Source organism: Pseudomonas sp. GW822-FHT05A08 (assembly GCF_058800485.1).
Window position 1 is genome coordinate 1,346,823 of record NZ_CM179511.1, and the last position, 16,155, is coordinate 1,362,977.

Sequence of the window (16,155 nt, forward strand, 5' to 3'; positions counted from 1 at the left end):
CCCATGAATCAGCCAACCATCACCCGCAGCTGGGTTGCCTCCGCCAACGACCATGCCGACTTCCCGCTGCAGAACCTGCCGCTGGGGGTGTTCAGCCACAAGGGTTCGGCGCCGCGCAGCGGCGTGGCCATCGGCGAGCACATCTTCGACCTGGAAGCGGCGCTCGACGCCGGGCTGTTCGAGGGCCCGGCCAAGGCCGCGGTGGATGCCACCCGTGGCGGCCAGTTGAATGCCTTTTTCGAACTGGGCCGCCCGGCCCGCGTGGCCCTGCGCGAGCGCCTGCTGGAATTGCTCGGCGAGGGCAGCAGCCTGCGCGGCAAGGTCGAGGCCCAGGGCGCGAAACTGCTGCCCCTGGCCGCCGATTGCCAGATGCACTTGCCGGCAAGGATCAATGACTACACCGACTTCTATGTCGGCATCGAGCACGCGCAGAACGTCGGCAAGCTGTTCCGCCCGGACAACCCGTTGCTGCCGAACTACAAATACGTGCCGATCGGTTACCACGGCCGCGCTTCCACCATCCGTACTTCCGGTGCCGACGTACGCCGGCCCAAGGGCCAGACCCTGCCCGCCGGCCAGAGCGAGCCGACCTTCGGCCCATGCGCCCGGCTGGACTACGAACTGGAGCTGGGCATCTGGATCGGCCAGGGCAATGAGCTGGGCGAGCCGATCGCCATTGGCGACGCTGCCGAGCACATCGCCGGCTTCTGCCTGCTCAACGACTGGTCGGCGCGGGATATCCAGGCCTGGGAATACCAGCCGCTGGGCCCGTTCCTGTCGAAAAGCTTCATCACCAGCATCTCGCCCTGGGTGGTGACGGCCGAAGCCCTGGAACCGTTCCGCCGTGCCCAGACGCCACGTCCCGAAGGCGACCCGCAGCCGCTGCCGTACCTGCTGGACAAGCGCGACCAGGCCGCCGGTGGTTTCGATATCGAGCTGGAAGTGCTGTTGCTCACCGAAGCGATGCGCGAGCAAGGCCTGCCGGCCCACCGCCTGACCCTGAGCAACACCCAGTACATGTACTGGACCGTGGCGCAGATGGTCGCTCACCACAGCGTCAACGGCTGCCAGTTGCAGGCCGGCGACCTGTTCGGTTCGGGCACCCTGTCGGGCCCGCAAAGCAACCAGTTCGGCAGCCTGCTGGAAATCACCGAAGGCGGTAAGAAACCGATCGAACTGGCGTCCGGCGAAGTGCGTAAATTTCTTGAGGACGGCGACGAAATCATCCTGCACGGCCGCTGCCGCCGCGAGGGTTTCGCCTCCATCGGTTTCGGCGAATGCCGCGGTAAAGTCCTGCCTTCCCGTTAAGAAGAGGTGCGCGTCATGGAGCTCTATACCTACTACCGTTCGACCGCGTCCTACCGGGTGCGCATCGCGCTGGCGCTCAAGGGCCTGGACTACCAGGCGCTGCCGGTCAACCTGTTGGCGGCCGGCGGCGGTGCGAACCGCCAGCCGCAATACCTGCAAATCAACCCGCAAGGCCGCGTGCCGGCCTTGCGCACCGATGACGGCGAGCTGCTGATCCAGTCGCTGGCCATCGTCGAATACCTGGAAGAACGTTATCCACAGGTGCCGCTGCTCTCCCAGGAGCTGGCGGCCCGCGCCCACGAGCGGGCGGTGGCGTTGCTGATCGGCTGCGATATCCATCCGCTGCACAACTCCAGCACCCAGAACCTGCTGCGCCAGTGGGGCTACGACGAGGCCCGGGTGCTGGAGTGGATCGGTCACTGGATCAGCAATGGCCTGGCGGCGGTCGAGCAGTTGATCGGCGAGCAGGGTTATTGCTTCGGCGAGCAGCCGGGGCTGGCCGACACCTTCCTGATTCCCCAGCTGTACGCGGCCGAGCGCTTCAAGGTGCCATTGGACGCCTACCCGCGGATTCGCCGGGTCGCCGCCCTGGCCGCCGAACATCCGGCGTTCCAGAAGGCCCACCCGGCCAACCAGCCCGATACGCCCGCCTGACCTGTGTAGCCGCTGCCGCAGGCTGCGATCGACCGGAGCGGTCGCGAAGATCTCAGGATCGCTAGGCCTTCGGCCTTATCGCAGCCTGCGGCAGCGGCTACAGGAGACAGGCCTGCGGCAGCAGCGTGTTCCCGCGCCTGAAGATGTACACAAGACCGATCCTTGTCGCCCAAGAGCAATGACGGTCTGCCGGCTTCCATAACCATAAAAAACAGCAGGTACCTTGCGATGCACAATCAGATTGCCAGCTTCCGGGCGGCCCTCGACGCCCGTCCGGTGTCGCGTTATCAGTGGTTGCTTCTTCTGCTCCTGGCCCTGTTGCTGGTCACCGACGGCTACGACGCCCAGGTGCTGGGTTATGTGGTGCCGGCCCTGGCCCAGGATTGGGGCCTGGAAAAGGCCGCGTTCGGTCCGGTGTTCAGTGCCAACCTGCTGGGCCTGACCCTGGGCTCGCTGGCGGTGACGCCGCTGGCGGACCGGTTTGGCGTGCGGCGGATTCTGCTGGCCTGCGTGCTGGTCTACGCCAGCCTCACGGTGATGATGGTGTTCGCCGATTCGCTGAACAGCCTGATGGTCGCGCGCTTTATCTGCGGCATCGGCATGGGCGGGGCGATGCCCAGCGCCATGGCGCTGATGTCGGAATATTCGCCGCCGCGCCTGCGCACCCTGATGGTGACCCTGGCCGCCTGCGGTTTCTCTTTCGGCGGCGCGGCCGGCGGTTTTGTCGCCGCGGGTTTCATCGACCGCTTCGGCTGGCAGGCGGTGTTCCTCGCCGGCGGCGTCACGCCGTTGCTGCTGTTTCCCTTCCTGGCCTGGTTCCTCCCCGAGTCGTTGCCGCGCCTGCTGCGCGATCAGCCGCCTTATGCCCGCCTGCGCAAGGTCACCGCGCGCATGCTGCCGGACTGGCAACCACCGGCCGCCTCGGCCGCGCAGAACCAAGCCGAGCAGGGCAGCAAGCTCACGGTGATCGAGCTGTTCCGCCACGGTTATGCGCGCCCGACGCTGCTGATCTGGTCGACCTTTTTCGTCAGCCTGATCCTGCTGTATTTCATGATCAGCTGGTTGCCGTCGCTGCTGCTGGAAAGTGGCCTTGGCCTGAACGAAGCGAACCTGGTGACCTCGATGTTCCTGTTCGCCGGCACCCTGGGGGCGATCTGCATGGCCTGGTTCGCCGACCGCCTGCAACGCAAGGTACGGCTGCTCTCGGCGGTGCTGGCCGGGGCGGCGCTGTGCACCCTGCTGTTGGGCCTGAACCACGATAATCCGCGTTACCTGGTGGCCTTCGTCTTCGCCGCCGGCTTCTGCATCATCGGCGGCCAACTGACCCTCAACGCCTTCGCCAGCAACTTCTACCCGGCCCATGTCCGCGCCACCGGCACCGGCTGGGCCCTGGGCGTCGGCCGCTTCGGCTCGATCCTCGGCCCGCTGTTCGGCAGCCTGCTGCTGGCGATGCACATCCCGGTGCAGCAGATCTTTTTCTTCTGCGCGATTCCAGCGGTGATTGCGGCGCTGCTGATCATCCAGGTGCGCTCGCCGTCCGAGGCGCCTTCGGCAGGCGCGGGGCCTGCACCAGAACTGCAGGCGCCGCTCAAACCCTGAAGGCGCGCGGGCTCAGCGTGCCAGATGCTTGATCATCGGCACGCAGGCCAGGGTCAGGCCCCGGGGCGAATGGTACTGGGTAACCTGCTCGCCGACGAAGCCGCAGTGGCGATAGAAGTCTGCGGCGTTCAGGGTCGAGTCCAGGATCAGGTGCGGTAGGCCGGCCTGCAGTGCCAGCTGTTCGAGGTAGTCCATCATCTGCCGGCCGATCCCGCGGCCCATGTACGCCGGATCGACAAACACCGCATCGACCTGCCCCGACTCCGGATCGAGCATGCCGCTGGCGGCGATCTGGTCGTCGATGACGGCTACGTGCCCGGTCTTCTTCAGGACTTCGACGAAGTAGTCCCCCAGGCTGCCGGCGGTCCAGACCTGCAGGTCGGCGGCGGGGTAATGGCCGCTGCACTGGTGGTTGATGGCTTGGTTGCGAATGACGAAGACGCGTTGCGCGTCGTCGCCATGAGCTTTTCTGATCAGCATGCTGTGCCCATTCCTTGGTGTGAGCCGAGCATCCTGCCAGAGCCCGGGCGGGGCTGTCATGCCGCCCTGGCCTGGATCAGCAGCAGCCCCCAGCCGGTCAGCAGCGTGCCGTCCGCTCGGAGCAAGGGTTGTGTGGCCGTGCGCAGTTCGCTCTTCATCAATGCGCGATTGGCGGGTGTCAGGCGATCCAGGTCGTAGGTTTCTGCCAACGAATCCCAGAGCTCCTCGAAGGTGGGCGTCCACTCAAGGTCCAGTTCCTCGAAGTGCAGCGAGGTGAAGCTGTGGCCCAACAGCTCCCGCCATCCACGCTGTGACTGAGTACGGGGATCCACCAGGGGCAAGGGACGGAGCTGGTCGCGTCGGGCGGCGGTGCGAAAGGCCTGCAAGTAGTGCTGGCCCGGCTCGCCCAACAGAAAGGCCCGGCCGACGATGGCCGAGAGTTGCCCGCCCTTGGCCAGAACCCGATGGATTTCCCCCAGCACCTGTTCGATATCGCTCATTAGCATCAGGGCCAGGTGCGAGACCACGGCATCGATGCTGCCGGTGGCAATCGACAGGCACTGGGCCCGCTCATTGAGCAGCACGCTGCGGTTCGCGAGGCGGGTGCGGGCCGCCTGCAGTTCGGTTGCGCTCATGTCCACGCCGGTCAACCGGGCATCGGGATACTTCCTGGCCAGCAGATCCAGCAGGAAACCGTCGCCGCAGCCCAGGTCCAGCACCCGTGCGCGAGGCTGAGTGGTGGCGAGCGTGGCTGCCAGCATCTCGTAGGATGAACCGCGCCCCGGCAGGCTAAGCCCGGAAAAAGCCGGCGGCGTGGTGCCGGGGCGACGTTGGTGAAAGTCCTGAAGAAAGCGTTCGGCGCTGTTCATGCTGTTCATCCTTGAAGCAAACGGAGAGTTGTCGCCGGGCATTGTGGCATGGGAGGCAGAGCGCCCCATCAGTGCACGATGGTATTGGGTGGCAGGTGCCCCAGGCGTTCGGTCAGGCGCAGGCGCTGGATCGGGTCTTCGCTGAGCAGCAGGGCGTGCTCCAGGTCGAAGCGTTCGGCGTTGGGGCAGTCCAGGTGCTGGTAGAGGCTGGCGCGGGCCAGGTAGTCGGAGGCGCTGCCATTGCCCAGTTCCAGGACCCGCTCGGCATCGATCAGCGCATTGAGGTGGTCGTCGTGGCTCAGGTGCAACTGGCGCAGGTTGCGCGACAGACGCTGGAGCATCTGCTGCGGGCTGGCCGTGGCAAGGTGCTCGGCGGCCAGCTTGATGTTCGGCCCGTACTGGCGCTCCAGCAGCTCACGGCAGTCGTTGGGGTACAGGCGGCGCCCGCCGCAAGGGTCGAGCAGGTGATCGGCACCGGGCACGCGCAATAGAAAGTGCCCGGGGAAGTTGACCCCGACCATGGGGATTTCCAGGCGCCGCGCCAGCTCCAGGGCGATCAGCCCCAGCGCCAGCGGTTGCCCGCGCCGGGTGTGCAGCACCTTGTCCAGCAGCGCCGCCTGCGGGCGCAGCGGCAAGAACTCGTCCTGCTGGAACCCCAGGTCGTTCATGCGCCGCAGCAGCGGCTGGCCCAGTTCGCTGACCGGCAGCAGCGGCAAGCCTGCGCTGACCCGCTGTTGCAGTTCCTTGAAGTCTTGCAGCAACTGCTCGGGCGACACCTCTTTGTCGTGCTCGGCGGCGATCCACAGCGCCGCCTCGAAAAGGGCGGGCGGGGACTGTTGCAGGCAGGCGAAAAAAGCTTGACGCGGGTTCATCGAAATCTCCAGCGAATGCCTCGTTTTAGCCCCGTCGCGGGCGTTCGTCCAGTGCCGCACACATGCCGTAGCAGGTTATTTCCTAAAGCCCGGTAAGGCACCGGGCTTATTCCCGCGCGCTCCAGCAATTTTCATGCACAAGCCTATACTGGCGACTACAAGAAGTGATTCGGGAGCCCGACGATGTTCGCTCTCATGCAAAGCACTCGCCTTGAATCGCTGCACCTGAGCGTTGACCCGGCCACCGGGTTGAAGGCGGTGATTGCCATTCATAGCAGCCGCCTGGGGCCTGCCTTGGGAGGCTGTCGTTACCTTGCCTACCCCGACGACGAAAGTGCCGTGGTCGATGCCGTGCGCCTGGCCCAGGGCATGAGCTACAAGGCCGCCCTGGCCGGCTTGCCTCACGGCGGCGGCAAGGCGGTCATCATCCGTCCGCCACACGTCGAAAGCCGTGCCGCGCTGTTCGAAGCCTTCGGTCGCTGCGTCGAACAACTCGATGGCCGCTACATCACCGCCATCGACAGCGGCACCTCGGTCGCCGACATGGACTGCATCGCCCAAACCACCCAGCACGTCACCAGCACCACCGCCTCCGGCGATCCGGCACCGCATGCCGCCATGGGGGTGTTCGCCGGCATCCGCGCCACCGCCATGGCGCGCCTGGGCAGCGACAACCTCGAAGGCTTGCGGGTGGCGATCCAGGGCCTGGGCAATGTCGGCTTTGCCCTCGCCGAGCAGTTGCATGCCGCGGGCGCCGAACTGCTGGTCAGCGATATCGATTCCGGCAAGGTGCAACTGGCCATGGAGCAACTGGGCGCCCATCCCATCGCCAACGAAGCCTTGCTCAGCACCCCGTGCGACATCCTCGCGCCCTGCGGGCTGGGTGGCGTGCTCAACAGCCACAGCGTGGCGCAACTGCGCTGCTCGGCGGTCGCCGGCTCGGCCAACAACCAGCTGACCAACCTGCAGGTCGCCGACCAGCTGGAAAACCGCGGCATCCTCTACGCGCCGGATTACGTGATCAACGCCGGCGGGCTGATCTACGTTTCGCTCAAGCACCGCGGTGAAGACCTGGCGACCATCACCGCCCACCTGTCGAAGATCAGCCAGCGGCTCACCGAGGTCTTCGCTCATGCCCAGGCTGAAAAGCGCTCCCCGGCGCGGGTGGCCGACGACTTGGCGGAGCGCGTGCTGTACCGCTAGGCGCGAGGGCCTTACCCGGCCTTTCGCCCTGTAAGCCCCGCGCCACAAGCGCGAGGCGCAACAACTGCACGCTGACCCGGCGTGCCAGGAGCCATGTGATGCCTCACAAGGTTGCACTTCCCTATACCCGCTATTTGTCCCCGGACGGCCAGTTGCTCGGCGACCTGCCGGCCTGGGCCGACGACTTCAATCTGCTGACCCGGCTCTACCGGCAGATGGTCCTGACCCGCCTGTTCGACCAGAAGGCCGTGGCCCTGCAACGCACCGGACGCATCGGCACCTACGCGCCGACCCTCGGCCAGGAAGCCATTGGCGTGGCCATCGGCAGCCTGATGCGGCCCGAAGACGTGCTGGTGCCCTATTACCGCGACACCGCCGTGCAACTGATGCGCGGGGTGCGCATGGAGGAGATCCTGCTGTACTGGGGCGGCGACGAGCGCGGCAGCGATTTCGCCGACCCGGCGGTGGCCGAGGACTTCCCCATCTGTGTGCCGATCGCCACCCAGGCCCTGCATGCCTGCGGCGTGGCCAGCGCATTCAAGATCCGTGGCGAGCACCGGGTGGTGGTGACCACCTGTGGCGATGGCGCCACCAGCAAGGGCGACTTCCTCGAGGCCCTCAACGTGGCGGGCACCTGGCAGTTGCCGGTGGTGTTCGTGGTCAACAACAACCAGTGGGCGATCTCGGTGCCACGGCGCATCCAGTGCGGCGCGCCAACCCTGGCACAGAAGGCCATCGGCGCCGGCTTCCACGGCGAGCAGGTCGATGGCAACGACATGCTCGCGGTGTACGACCGGGTGCAGGTGGCCCTGGAGCGTGCCCGGCATGGCAAGGGACCGGTGCTGCTGGAATGCCTGAGCTATCGCCTGGGCGACCACACCACCGCCGACGATGCCACGCGCTATCGGGCCGCGGATGAGGTCAAGCAGGCCTGGCTGGAAGAGCCGATCAAACGCCTGCAACGCTTCATGGTCGGGCAGGGTGTCTGGGAGGGAAACCGCGAGCAGGCGCTGATGGTGGAATGCCAGGCATTGGTGCAGCGTGCTGTGGATAACTTCGAGGCGGCGGGCACCCAGGCCCCCGAGTCGATACTGGACCATGTCTACGCACAGTGGCCGGCGGCCCTGGCCGAACAGCGCGAGATGTTCCTCGAACGGCTGGCGCGGCGTGCGGGAGGTACGGACCATGAGTAACGGCACATTCAGCCTGCTGGAAGCGGTGAACCTGGCGCTGCACCGGGCCATGGCCGAGGACGAGAACGTGATTGTCCTGGGTGAGGACGTGGGGGTGAACGGCGGGGTGTTCCGCGCCACCCTGGGGCTGCGCGACAGTTTCGGCTTCAAGCGGGTGATCGATTCGCCACTGGCGGAAACCATGCTCGGCGGTCTGGTGATCGGCATGGCCGCCCAAGGCCTGAAGCCGGTGGTGGAAATCCAGTTCATGGGCTTTATCTACGCGACCATGGAGCACCTGGTGTCCCATGCCAGCCGCATGCGCAACCGCACCCGCGGGCGCATCACCTGCCCGATGGTGCTGCGCACGCCCATGGGCGCGGGCATTCGCGCGCCGGAGCACCACAGCGAAAGCACCGAGGCGCTGTTCGCCCATATCCCGGGGCTGCGGGTGCTGGTGCCGTCCTCGCCGGCGCGGGCCTACGGCCTGCTGCTGGCAGCCATCGACGATCCCGACCCGGTGCTGTTCCTCGAGCCGACCCGGCTCTACCGCATGAACCCGCAACCGCTGGTGGACGACGGCAAGCGCCTGCCGCTGGACAGTTGCTTCACCCTGCGCGAAGGCAGCGACATCACCCTGGTCAGCTGGGGCGCGAGCATCGTCGAGACCTTGCAGGCCGCCAACGCGCTGGCCGAGCAGGGCGTGTCGGCGGAGGTGATCGACGTCGCCAGCATCAAGCCGCTGGACCTCGACACCCTGGAAGCCTCGGTGCGCAAGACCGGGCGCTGCGTGATCGTGCACGAGGCGCCGCGCACCTGCGGCGTCGGCGCGGAAATTGCCGCCAGCCTCTACGAGCGGGTATTGCTGGAATTGCAGGCGCCGATCCTGCGGGTCACCGCGCCGGACATTCCACCGCCGCTGTATCGCCTGGAGTCGCTGTACATCCCCGGCGTCGAAGACATTCTTCACGCCTGCGACAGCACCCTGAACTTTGCCTGAGGAGGCTGCGATGAAATATTTCAAACTGCCCGATCTGGGCGAAGGCCTGCAGGAAGCGGAGATCGTCGAATGGCACGTCAGGGCCGGCGATACGGTCAAGACCGATCAGTTGCTGGTGTCGGTGGAAACCGCCAAGGCCCTGGTGGACATTCCCGCGCCCTATGACGGGGTGGTGGCGAAAACCTACGGCGCGCCGGGCGACATCCTGCATGTCGGCGAACCCTTGCTCGGCTACGAAGGCGAGGCGGATGCCGGCACCGTGGTCGGGCGCCTCGAAGGTGGCGGGGCCAGTCAGGAAGACCGGTTTTTTGTCGGCGCCGCGCCCTCGACCCGCGAGCATATGGCAGTCCGCGCCACGCCGGCGGTGCGCCAACTGGCCCGGCAACTGGGCGTGGACGTGAATGCCTTGAGCGGTTCGGCCAAGGATGGGCTGATCAGCCGCAGCGATGTGGAAAACGCCGCGCAGCAGGAACGCGAGCGGTTCGGCGGCGACCGGCTGCGCGGGGTACGTCGGAGCATGGCGCTGAACATGGCCCGCTCCCACGCCGAGGTGGTGCCGGTGACGATTTACGGCGATGCCGACCTGCACCGCTGGGGCCAGGCCCGCGACCCGTTGATCCGCCTGGCCAAGGCGCTGGCGGCGGCCTGTGCGGTGGAACCGGTGCTCAACAGCGCGTTCGACGGCAAGACCCTGTCGATCAAGCAGCACCAGCACCTCGACCTGGGCATCGCCGTGGACACCCCCGATGGCTTGTTCGTGCCTGTGCTGCGCAATGTCGGCCAGCGCGACGCGGTGGACCTCAAGGCGGGGGTGACGCGCTTGCGCGCCGATGTGCAGGCACGCTCGATTCCGCCCAAGGAGATGATGGGCGCGACCCTGACCCTGTCCAACTTCGGCACCCTGTTCGGCCGTTATGCCAACCCGGTGGTGGTGCCGCCGCAAGTGGCGATCCTCGCCGCCGGGGTGATCCGCGACGAGCCGGTGGCCGTGAACGGCGCGGTGGCGGTGCATCCGCTGTTGCCGCTGTCCCTGACCTTCGATCATCGGGTGGTCACCGGTGGCGAGGCGGCGCGGTTTTTCAAGGCGTTGGTCGAAGCGCTGGAGCAACCTGAAGCCTAGGAAGGGGGCAACTTTAGCTCATACTGGAGTCTTGGCTTTCTCGGTCTTGCAGATCACTGTAGCCAAACTGGCTGATGTATTCGGTGTTGGCGAAGGTCGTTTATTTCATCGGAAAATCTGGGCGGTGGGATTGGTATGTTTCATCAGTAAAAGTAAGTGTTTATAGGGGGGTAGAAAAGCCCGACGCAATGGGCGGGCTTTTCTAGTGTTGCACTCAGATAAATAAAGCCGACGTTATAAAAAAAGCAGGGGCTAAGTGCACGAAATTATTTGTTTGTACAGTAAGCCTCGTCGGTATCGAAACACAACGCTTACAGCTATTGCTTGATCTCCAGATACGGATCAAAGGTTAATGTTTTTCCATTCAACTTAAGGTCCACCGAGTACTGCTTGCGTCCTTTGAAACCGCGCGCCTCGACCCGGCCTTGCCAGAACTCACTCTCACCCTCAGGGGTGTTGAACGGCTTAGGATTGCAAGTGCCGTCACTCACCATCTGACCGACGAAGCGACTGATCTGTACATCACTTGAAGGTGAGACACCTGTAACGCCCCAGTTGATTAACTGTCCATCCTTACACGCCGTGTGGAGTCCGTTCGTCCCCTCCCCGGTACTCGATCCAACATATTTGTTGGTATCTATCATATACACATTATTTGATAGATCACCGCTTGACAGAGCACCTTCAACATCGACCACTATCAGAACATCAATTTGCTTCATCACAATATTCCTTTTGTGTAAGTTTTCCGTCAACTTTAAGTTTGATGGCTCAGACGGAACGCTGAGAGTAGCACTGAGCTTTTTAATGTGAAGTCATGATGGTTGAAAGTTTAATGGGGTTCTGGTCGCGTCATGCTTTTGGCAGTTCTTTGTTTTTGCTGATATGGCCCTGTAATGGGATGTTAAGCTATTGATATTGAATGAGCGTGGTGTTTCTGCTTTATGGTGGGGCTTTGGATGTTTTGAAGAATAACTTCTTTTCGTTGCGGTACATGAAGCCGTTTATTAGTACAAATGGCTGCATTGATTGCGTAATATTCTATATGGTTCTGTATTAAAACCAGATCAGACACTAACTGAAGACTAAGGATGGTCTTAAGTCGTCATGTATTTCTGGCCGACTTCAGTACCGTCGATTTTGAGTGTGGAGATTGATCAAAAGCGGTCAGGCCTGATTTCCACAGGCATAAAAAAGGCCCTGGGCGGGATACCCAGGGCCTTCTCGATTCGCAACCGGCTTACTTGGCGGCTTTGCTCGCCTTGGCGGGCTTGGTCAGTGCTGCGGGTTCCGCGGCTTCCGGCGCTGCCAGCGGAGCCTCTGGCTCGGCTGCCGCAACCGGCGCGCTGAGCAGTTCGGACAGGGCGTCCGGCTGGCTCTTGAAGGCCTTGGCGAACACATCGCGGTTCTTTGCCATGTAGATCCCGGCTTCTTCCACCTGTTGCTCGCTCAGGGACGGCACCGCTTTTTGCAACACTTGCGCCAGCAATTCAGCCAGTTCGAGCATTTTGTCATGACGGTCAGCTTCGGCTTTATCCATGAACAAGCGCTCCAGATCTCGGCTGCTGCGGTATACCACTTCGACGGCCATTCACCACCTCACATGCCTTCACGATAATGGGTATTTGCTACCACTGTATTTATATACAGGCGAGAAGAATAAGCGAATCCTTATGCTTTGAATAGTGGCTTTTTAATCTAGACGGGTTTCAGGGTTTGTCAGGTGATTACGCGTCGATCCCCATCGCGGGCAAGTCGGATCGCCGCCCGCTCGCTCCTACAGCGAAGACGCCCTTGAAAGCCCCACAGAAGTGTCCAGCCGACCCCGGCCGCCATCTCATTCCCCAGACGCTGGCCTTTTTTCTGCATGCAGAACAACCGTCACGTCCAACCCGCATCATCCGGTCGAGTCGACCTAAGGAAAAACCATCGTGAAAATCAATTGGGCCGAGAAACTGCGGCAGAACGTCCATCAGTTGGCCGAGTCCCTGGGCAACCTGTTCGTCGAGACCTTTCACTACCTGGCGCTGTTCGCCATCGGCGCGGTGACGGCCTGGGCGGCGGTGATGGAGTTTCTCGGGATGCTCGAAGAAGGTCATATCAAGATCGATGACATTCTCCTGCTGTTCATCTACCTCGAACTGGGCGCCATGGTCGGCATCTACTTCAAGACCAACCACATGCCGGTGCGCTTCCTGATCTACGTGGCGATCACTGCGCTGACCCGCCTGCTGATCTCCAACGTGTCGCACCACAACCCGCCGGACCTGGGGATCATCTACCTGTGTGGCGGCATCCTGCTGCTGGCGTTCTCGATCCTGGTGGTGCGCTATGCCTCGTCGCAGTTCCCGTCGGTGAAGATCGAACACCCGCAACGCAAAGTCGGTGCGGGTTCCAGCGAGCACCCGGAAGTGGAGAAGGGCGAGCTTTAAATCGCCACGCTCAGGGGCGGCCGGCCCTTGGCGGCCGGCAGCGGCAGCTTGAAGCTGTCGCTGTTGGTCATGGCTTCGAGGATGGCCACGGCGCTGTGGCCCTGCTCGATGGCGATGCCGAACTGAATGCTTTGCACCAGGCGCTTGAGTCGCTGTGGATCGTTGCGCTGCTCGGCGCTGATCATGCGTTTGGCCACGACCCGGCCGGCCTTGGAGAGGGTCAGCATGATGCTGCCGTCCAGGCCCTGGATGCTCAGGTTGACCCGGTATTCCGGGGCGAAGGCATCGGTAATCAGCTGAAAGGGGTTGTCCATGTGCGTCACCGCCTGATTGTATCGTGCAGTCATTGACCGGCCGGGATCGGGATTAGTTCGCATTTCCAGACCACTGGCAGGCCGTTCGCCGAGGTTTGATAACGTCCGTATTCCTCGGGTCTTGCAAAGCAAAGGGCATGCCGGGAAAAGCGCCGCCCAATAAACCCGGGGGCGAAAAAAAACGGACCAATAGGTCCGTTTTTCTTTGGCTACCCGTTTCAGGGCATGAACGAATAAATGATCGCTGACAGTGCGATCAGGCCGATCAGCACCACGAACAGATTCGACAGCTGGCCCGAATACTGGCGCAGCGATGGCACGCGCCGGATCGCGTACATCGGCATCAGGAACAGCAGGCAGGCGATCACCGGCCCGCCCAGGGTTTCGATCATGCCGAGGATGCTCGGGTTGAAGGTGGCCACGGCCCAGCAGGTGAGGACCATGAACAGCGCGGTGCAACGCTCCAGCCAGCGCGACGACAGGGTCTGGCCGCGGCTGCGCAGGCTTTTCACGATCAACCCCTGGAAACCTTCGCTGGCGCCGATGTAGTGGCCGAGGAAGGATTTGGTGATGGCCACCAGCGCGATCAGCGGCGCCGCATAGGCGATCACCGGCGTCTGGAAGTGGTTGGCCAGGTACGACAGGATCGAGATGTTCTGCGCCTTGGCCGCGGCCAGGTCGGCCGGCGACAGGGCCAGCACGCAGCTGAAGCAGAAGAACATCACCGTCAGCACCATCATGCCGTGGGCCACGGCGAGGATGCCGCTGCTCTTGCCTTCGGCCTGGGCGCCGTAGTGGCGCTTCTGGTCGACGGCGAAGGCGGAGATGATCGGCGAATGGTTGAACGAGAACACCATCACCGGGATCGCCAGCCACAGGGTCTTGAGGAACAGCGGCGTGGACATGCCGTCATTGGCCGAGGCGAAGAAGGCGCCGTTCCAGTTCGGGATCAGGCTGAGGGCCAGCAGCAACAGCGCGGCGACAAAGGGATAGACCAGCACGCTCATGGCCCGCACGATCACGCCCTGGCCGCAGCGCACGATGGCCATCAGGCCGAGGATCAGCACCAGCGACAGGATCGCCCGTGGCGGCGGCGTCATGTGCAGCTGGTGCTCCATGAAGCTGCCCAGGGTGTTGGTCAGCGCCACGCTGTACACCAGCAGGATCGGGAAGATGGCGAAGAAGTAGAGCAGGGTGATCAACTTGCCGGCGCCGATGCCGAAGTGCTCTTCCACCACCTCGGTGATGTCGCCGGAACGCCCGGACAGCACGAAGCGGGTCAGCCCGCGGTGGGCGAAGAAGGTCATCGGGAAGGCCAGCAGCGCCAGCACGATCAGCGGCCAGAAGCCACCGACCCCGGCGTTGATCGGCAGGAACAGGGTACCGGCGCCGATGGCGGTGCCGTACAGGCCGAGCATCCAGGTGGTGTCGTGTTTGCTCCAGCCCTGGCTGGCGGTCGTGGTGTCGCGGGCGGTCTCTACGGCAGGGTTTTCGGCAGCGGGTGTTCGTACATCGGTCATCGGTATTGCCTCGTTATTATTTTTGCTCGGGCTCACGTGGGGCGGACGGTCAGGCCGTTTGAAAACGTAGCGAGCGAAGGCAAGACAAGGCAAAAACAGGCGAGGAAGCGGAGTGTAGGGACCTACATGAGCATTCCGAGCCTGTTTTTAACGCAGTATTGCCGAGCGCAGTAGTTTTCATACGGCCTGGGGGAATGCTCCTCAGCACTCCACCCAACTCACGGCCAGGCCGCCCCGTGAAGTTTCTTTGTATTTGTCGTGCATGTCGGCGCCGGTATCGCGCATGGTGCGGATCACCCGGTCCAGGGAAATGAAGTGTTTGCCGTCGCCGCGCAGGGCCATCTGGGTGGCGTTGATTGCCTTCACCGCGGCGATCGCGTTGCGCTCGATGCACGGCACCTGCACCAGGCCGCCGACCGGATCGCAGGTCAGGCCGAGGTTATGTTCCAGGCCGATTTCGGCGGCGTTTTCCAGTTGCTCCGGGGTGGCCCCAAGCACCTCGGCCAGGCCGGCGGCGGCCATGGCGCAGGCGGAACCCACCTCGCCCTGGCAGCCGACTTCGGCGCCGGAGATCGAGGCGTTTTTCTTGCAGAGGATGCCCACCGCGGCGGCGCCGAGGAAGAAGTCGACCACGTCGTCGTCCGACGCTTCGGGGTTGAATTTCATGTAGTAATGCAGCACCGCCGGGATGATCCCCGCCGCGCCGTTGGTCGGTGCGGTGACCATGCGCCCGCCGGCGGCGTTTTCCTCGTTCACCGCCAGGGCGAACAGGTTGACCCACTCCATGGCCGACAGGGTCGAGCTGATGACGTTGGGCTTGCCGATTTCCAGCAGGTTGCGATGCAGCTTGGCCGCGCGGCGCGGCACATCCAGGCCGCCGGGCAGGGTGCCTTCGTGGCGCAGGCCCTGCTCGACGCATTCGCGCATCACCGCCCAGATGTGCAGCAGGCCGCTGCGGATTTCGGCGTCGCTGCGCCAGGCCCGTTCGTTGGCCATCATCAGTTCCGAGACTCGCAACTGGTGCCGTTGGCACAGGGCCAGGAGTTCCACCGCGCTGTTGAAGTCGTAGGGCAGTTCGACGCCGTTGGCCGCCGGGGCGCCTTCGGCCACTTCGGCTTCCTCGACGATAAAACCGCCGCCCACGGAGTAGTAGGTCTGCCGCCACAGCAGGCCGTCCGCAGCGAAGGCTGACAGCGACATGGCATTGGGGTGGTAGGGCAGGCTCTCGTCGAGCAGCAGCAGGTCGCGGTGCCAGTCGAAGGCGATGCGCGAGCGGCCGCCGAGGCTCAGCTCGCCGCTTTCGCGCAGTTGCTGGATGCGCGGGCCGATGCTGCTCGGGTCGATGCTGTCGGGCCATTCGCCCATCAGGCCCATGACGCAGGCACGGTCGGTGGCATGGCCGACGCCGGTGGCGGACAAGGAGCCGTACAGGCGGATTTCCACCCGCTGCACCTGCTCCTGCAACCCTTGCTCGAACAGCCCCTGGGCGAAGGTCGCGGCGGCGCGCATCGGGCCGACGGTGTGGGAGCTGGATGGGCCGATACCGACTTTGAAGAGATCGAAAACACTGATAGCCATGCTAAAGCCTTACAAGCAATGGAAGAGAAATCGC

At 63.9% G+C, this 16,155-nt stretch carries 15 protein-coding genes and 1 pseudogene; 8 read left to right on the forward strand and 8 right to left on the reverse strand.

Annotated elements, in window-relative coordinates; genetic code table 11:
• Positions 1-3: 3 nt before the first annotated feature.
• From fahA to AC3RCP_RS06040, 3 genes are all read left to right on the forward strand, one after another.
• Positions 4-1,308: a fumarylacetoacetase gene (gene fahA, locus AC3RCP_RS06030; RefSeq protein WP_492569277.1), complete on the forward strand. Its 1,305-nt coding sequence runs from the start codon at positions 4-6 to the stop codon at positions 1,306-1,308.
• Between the two features lie 15 nt (positions 1,309-1,323).
• Positions 1,324-1,962 carry a maleylacetoacetate isomerase gene (gene maiA, locus AC3RCP_RS06035; RefSeq protein ID WP_092417965.1) on the forward strand — a complete coding sequence of 213 codons (639 nt, stop codon included), beginning with the start codon at positions 1,324-1,326 and terminating at the stop codon, positions 1,960-1,962.
• A 228-nt stretch (positions 1,963-2,190) separates the two neighbouring features.
• Positions 2,191-3,561, forward strand: coding sequence for an MFS transporter (locus AC3RCP_RS06040; protein ID WP_101336868.1), 1,371 nt, complete (start codon positions 2,191-2,193; stop codon positions 3,559-3,561).
• A gap of 12 nt (positions 3,562-3,573) precedes the next feature.
• Here AC3RCP_RS06040 and AC3RCP_RS06045 read toward each other — a convergent pair whose 3' ends face one another.
• The 3 genes from AC3RCP_RS06045 to AC3RCP_RS06055 form a co-directional block, all read right to left on the reverse strand.
• Positions 3,574-4,041, reverse strand: coding sequence for a GNAT family N-acetyltransferase (locus AC3RCP_RS06045; protein WP_492569279.1), 468 nt, complete (start codon positions 4,039-4,041; stop codon positions 3,574-3,576).
• 56 nt (positions 4,042-4,097) lie between these two features.
• Positions 4,098-4,910, reverse strand: a complete 813-nt coding sequence (locus AC3RCP_RS06050) for a class I SAM-dependent methyltransferase (RefSeq protein WP_007932377.1) — start codon at positions 4,908-4,910, stop codon at positions 4,098-4,100.
• A gap of 68 nt (positions 4,911-4,978) precedes the next feature.
• Positions 4,979-5,782, reverse strand: a complete 804-nt coding sequence (locus tag AC3RCP_RS06055; RefSeq protein ID WP_007932379.1) for a SirB1 family protein — start codon at positions 5,780-5,782, stop codon at positions 4,979-4,981.
• Between the two features lie 183 nt (positions 5,783-5,965).
• Between AC3RCP_RS06055 and AC3RCP_RS06060 the strand changes: the two genes are divergently transcribed.
• The 4 genes from AC3RCP_RS06060 to AC3RCP_RS06075 all read left to right on the forward strand — a co-directional run bounded on the left by AC3RCP_RS06060 (position 5,966) and on the right by AC3RCP_RS06075 (position 10,277).
• Positions 5,966-6,985: a Leu/Phe/Val dehydrogenase gene (locus AC3RCP_RS06060; RefSeq protein ID WP_007932382.1), complete on the forward strand. Its 1,020-nt coding sequence runs from the start codon at positions 5,966-5,968 to the stop codon at positions 6,983-6,985.
• A gap of 98 nt (positions 6,986-7,083) precedes the next feature.
• Positions 7,084-8,178: a pyruvate dehydrogenase (acetyl-transferring) E1 component subunit alpha gene (gene pdhA, locus AC3RCP_RS06065; protein ID WP_492569281.1), complete on the forward strand. Its 1,095-nt coding sequence runs from the start codon at positions 7,084-7,086 to the stop codon at positions 8,176-8,178.
• Positions 8,171-9,157 (forward strand): alpha-ketoacid dehydrogenase subunit beta, encoded by a 987-nt coding sequence (locus AC3RCP_RS06070; protein WP_492569283.1) that lies wholly within the window; start codon positions 8,171-8,173, stop codon positions 9,155-9,157. The genes pdhA and AC3RCP_RS06070 overlap by 8 nt, the downstream gene beginning before the upstream one ends.
• A 10-nt stretch (positions 9,158-9,167) precedes the next feature.
• On the forward strand, positions 9,168-10,277 hold the full coding sequence (locus tag AC3RCP_RS06075) for a dihydrolipoamide acetyltransferase family protein (RefSeq protein ID WP_492569285.1): 1,110 nt from the start codon (positions 9,168-9,170) through the stop codon (positions 10,275-10,277).
• A gap of 317 nt (positions 10,278-10,594) precedes the next feature.
• On the opposite strand, the gene makC is transcribed toward AC3RCP_RS06075, so the two are convergent.
• Together makC and AC3RCP_RS06085 are read right to left on the reverse strand one after the other, a co-directional pair.
• On the reverse strand, positions 10,595-10,999 hold the full coding sequence (gene makC / locus AC3RCP_RS06080) for an alpha-pore-forming tripartite toxin MakABE regulator (protein ID WP_101336872.1): 405 nt from the start codon (positions 10,997-10,999) through the stop codon (positions 10,595-10,597).
• A 611-nt stretch (positions 11,000-11,610) separates the two neighbouring features.
• A pseudogene (locus AC3RCP_RS06085) lies at positions 11,611-11,868 on the reverse strand (YebG family protein); the annotation flags it as partial.
• A 340-nt stretch (positions 11,869-12,208) separates the two neighbouring features.
• On the opposite strand from AC3RCP_RS06085, the gene AC3RCP_RS06090 reads away from it, so the two are divergent.
• Positions 12,209-12,709, forward strand: coding sequence for a phosphate-starvation-inducible protein PsiE (locus AC3RCP_RS06090; RefSeq protein WP_009042237.1), 501 nt, complete (start codon positions 12,209-12,211; stop codon positions 12,707-12,709).
• On the opposite strand, the gene AC3RCP_RS06095 is transcribed toward AC3RCP_RS06090, so the two are convergent.
• From AC3RCP_RS06095 to AC3RCP_RS06105, 3 genes are all read right to left on the reverse strand, one after another.
• On the reverse strand, positions 12,706-13,023 hold the full coding sequence (locus tag AC3RCP_RS06095; protein WP_007932393.1) for a DUF3509 domain-containing protein: 318 nt from the start codon (positions 13,021-13,023) through the stop codon (positions 12,706-12,708). The two genes, AC3RCP_RS06090 and AC3RCP_RS06095, sit on opposite strands and share 4 nt — an antisense overlap.
• Before the next feature lie 218 nt (positions 13,024-13,241).
• A complete protein-coding gene (locus AC3RCP_RS06100; RefSeq protein ID WP_492569287.1) occupies positions 13,242-14,543 on the reverse strand; it encodes a serine/threonine transporter in 1,302 nt (433 codons plus the stop codon).
• A gap of 201 nt (positions 14,544-14,744) precedes the next feature.
• Entirely contained in the window at positions 14,745-16,121 is a 1,377-nt protein-coding gene (locus AC3RCP_RS06105) for an L-serine ammonia-lyase (RefSeq protein ID WP_087091289.1), read from the reverse strand.
• Positions 16,122-16,155: the final 34 nt, after the last annotated feature.

Bases quoted from the DNA above. Each gene is read 5' to 3' on its own strand.
- fahA (WP_492569277.1), top strand. From the start codon at position 4: ATGAATCAGCCAACCATCACCCGCAGCTGGGTTGCCTCCGCCAACGAC.
- maiA (WP_092417965.1), top strand. From the start codon at position 1,324: ATGGAGCTCTATACCTACTACCGTTCGACCGCGTCCTACCGGGTGCGC.
- AC3RCP_RS06040 (WP_101336868.1), top strand. From the start codon at position 2,191: ATGCACAATCAGATTGCCAGCTTCCGGGCGGCCCTCGACGCCCGTCCG.
- AC3RCP_RS06045 (WP_492569279.1), bottom strand. From the start codon at position 4,041: ATGCTGATCAGAAAAGCTCATGGCGACGACGCGCAACGCGTCTTCGTC.
- AC3RCP_RS06050 (WP_007932377.1), bottom strand. From the start codon at position 4,910: ATGAACAGCGCCGAACGCTTTCTTCAGGACTTTCACCAACGTCGCCCC.
- AC3RCP_RS06055 (WP_007932379.1), bottom strand. From the start codon at position 5,782: ATGAACCCGCGTCAAGCTTTTTTCGCCTGCCTGCAACAGTCCCCGCCC.
- AC3RCP_RS06060 (WP_007932382.1), top strand. From the start codon at position 5,966: ATGTTCGCTCTCATGCAAAGCACTCGCCTTGAATCGCTGCACCTGAGC.
- pdhA (WP_492569281.1), top strand. From the start codon at position 7,084: ATGCCTCACAAGGTTGCACTTCCCTATACCCGCTATTTGTCCCCGGAC.
- AC3RCP_RS06070 (WP_492569283.1), top strand. From the start codon at position 8,171: ATGAGTAACGGCACATTCAGCCTGCTGGAAGCGGTGAACCTGGCGCTG.
- AC3RCP_RS06075 (WP_492569285.1), top strand. From the start codon at position 9,168: ATGAAATATTTCAAACTGCCCGATCTGGGCGAAGGCCTGCAGGAAGCG.
- makC (WP_101336872.1), bottom strand. From the start codon at position 10,999: ATGAAGCAAATTGATGTTCTGATAGTGGTCGATGTTGAAGGTGCTCTG.
- AC3RCP_RS06095 (WP_007932393.1), bottom strand. From the start codon at position 13,023: ATGGACAACCCCTTTCAGCTGATTACCGATGCCTTCGCCCCGGAATAC.
- AC3RCP_RS06100 (WP_492569287.1), bottom strand. From the start codon at position 14,543: ATGACCGATGTACGAACACCCGCTGCCGAAAACCCTGCCGTAGAGACC.
- AC3RCP_RS06105 (WP_087091289.1), bottom strand. From the start codon at position 16,121: ATGGCTATCAGTGTTTTCGATCTCTTCAAAGTCGGTATCGGCCCATCC.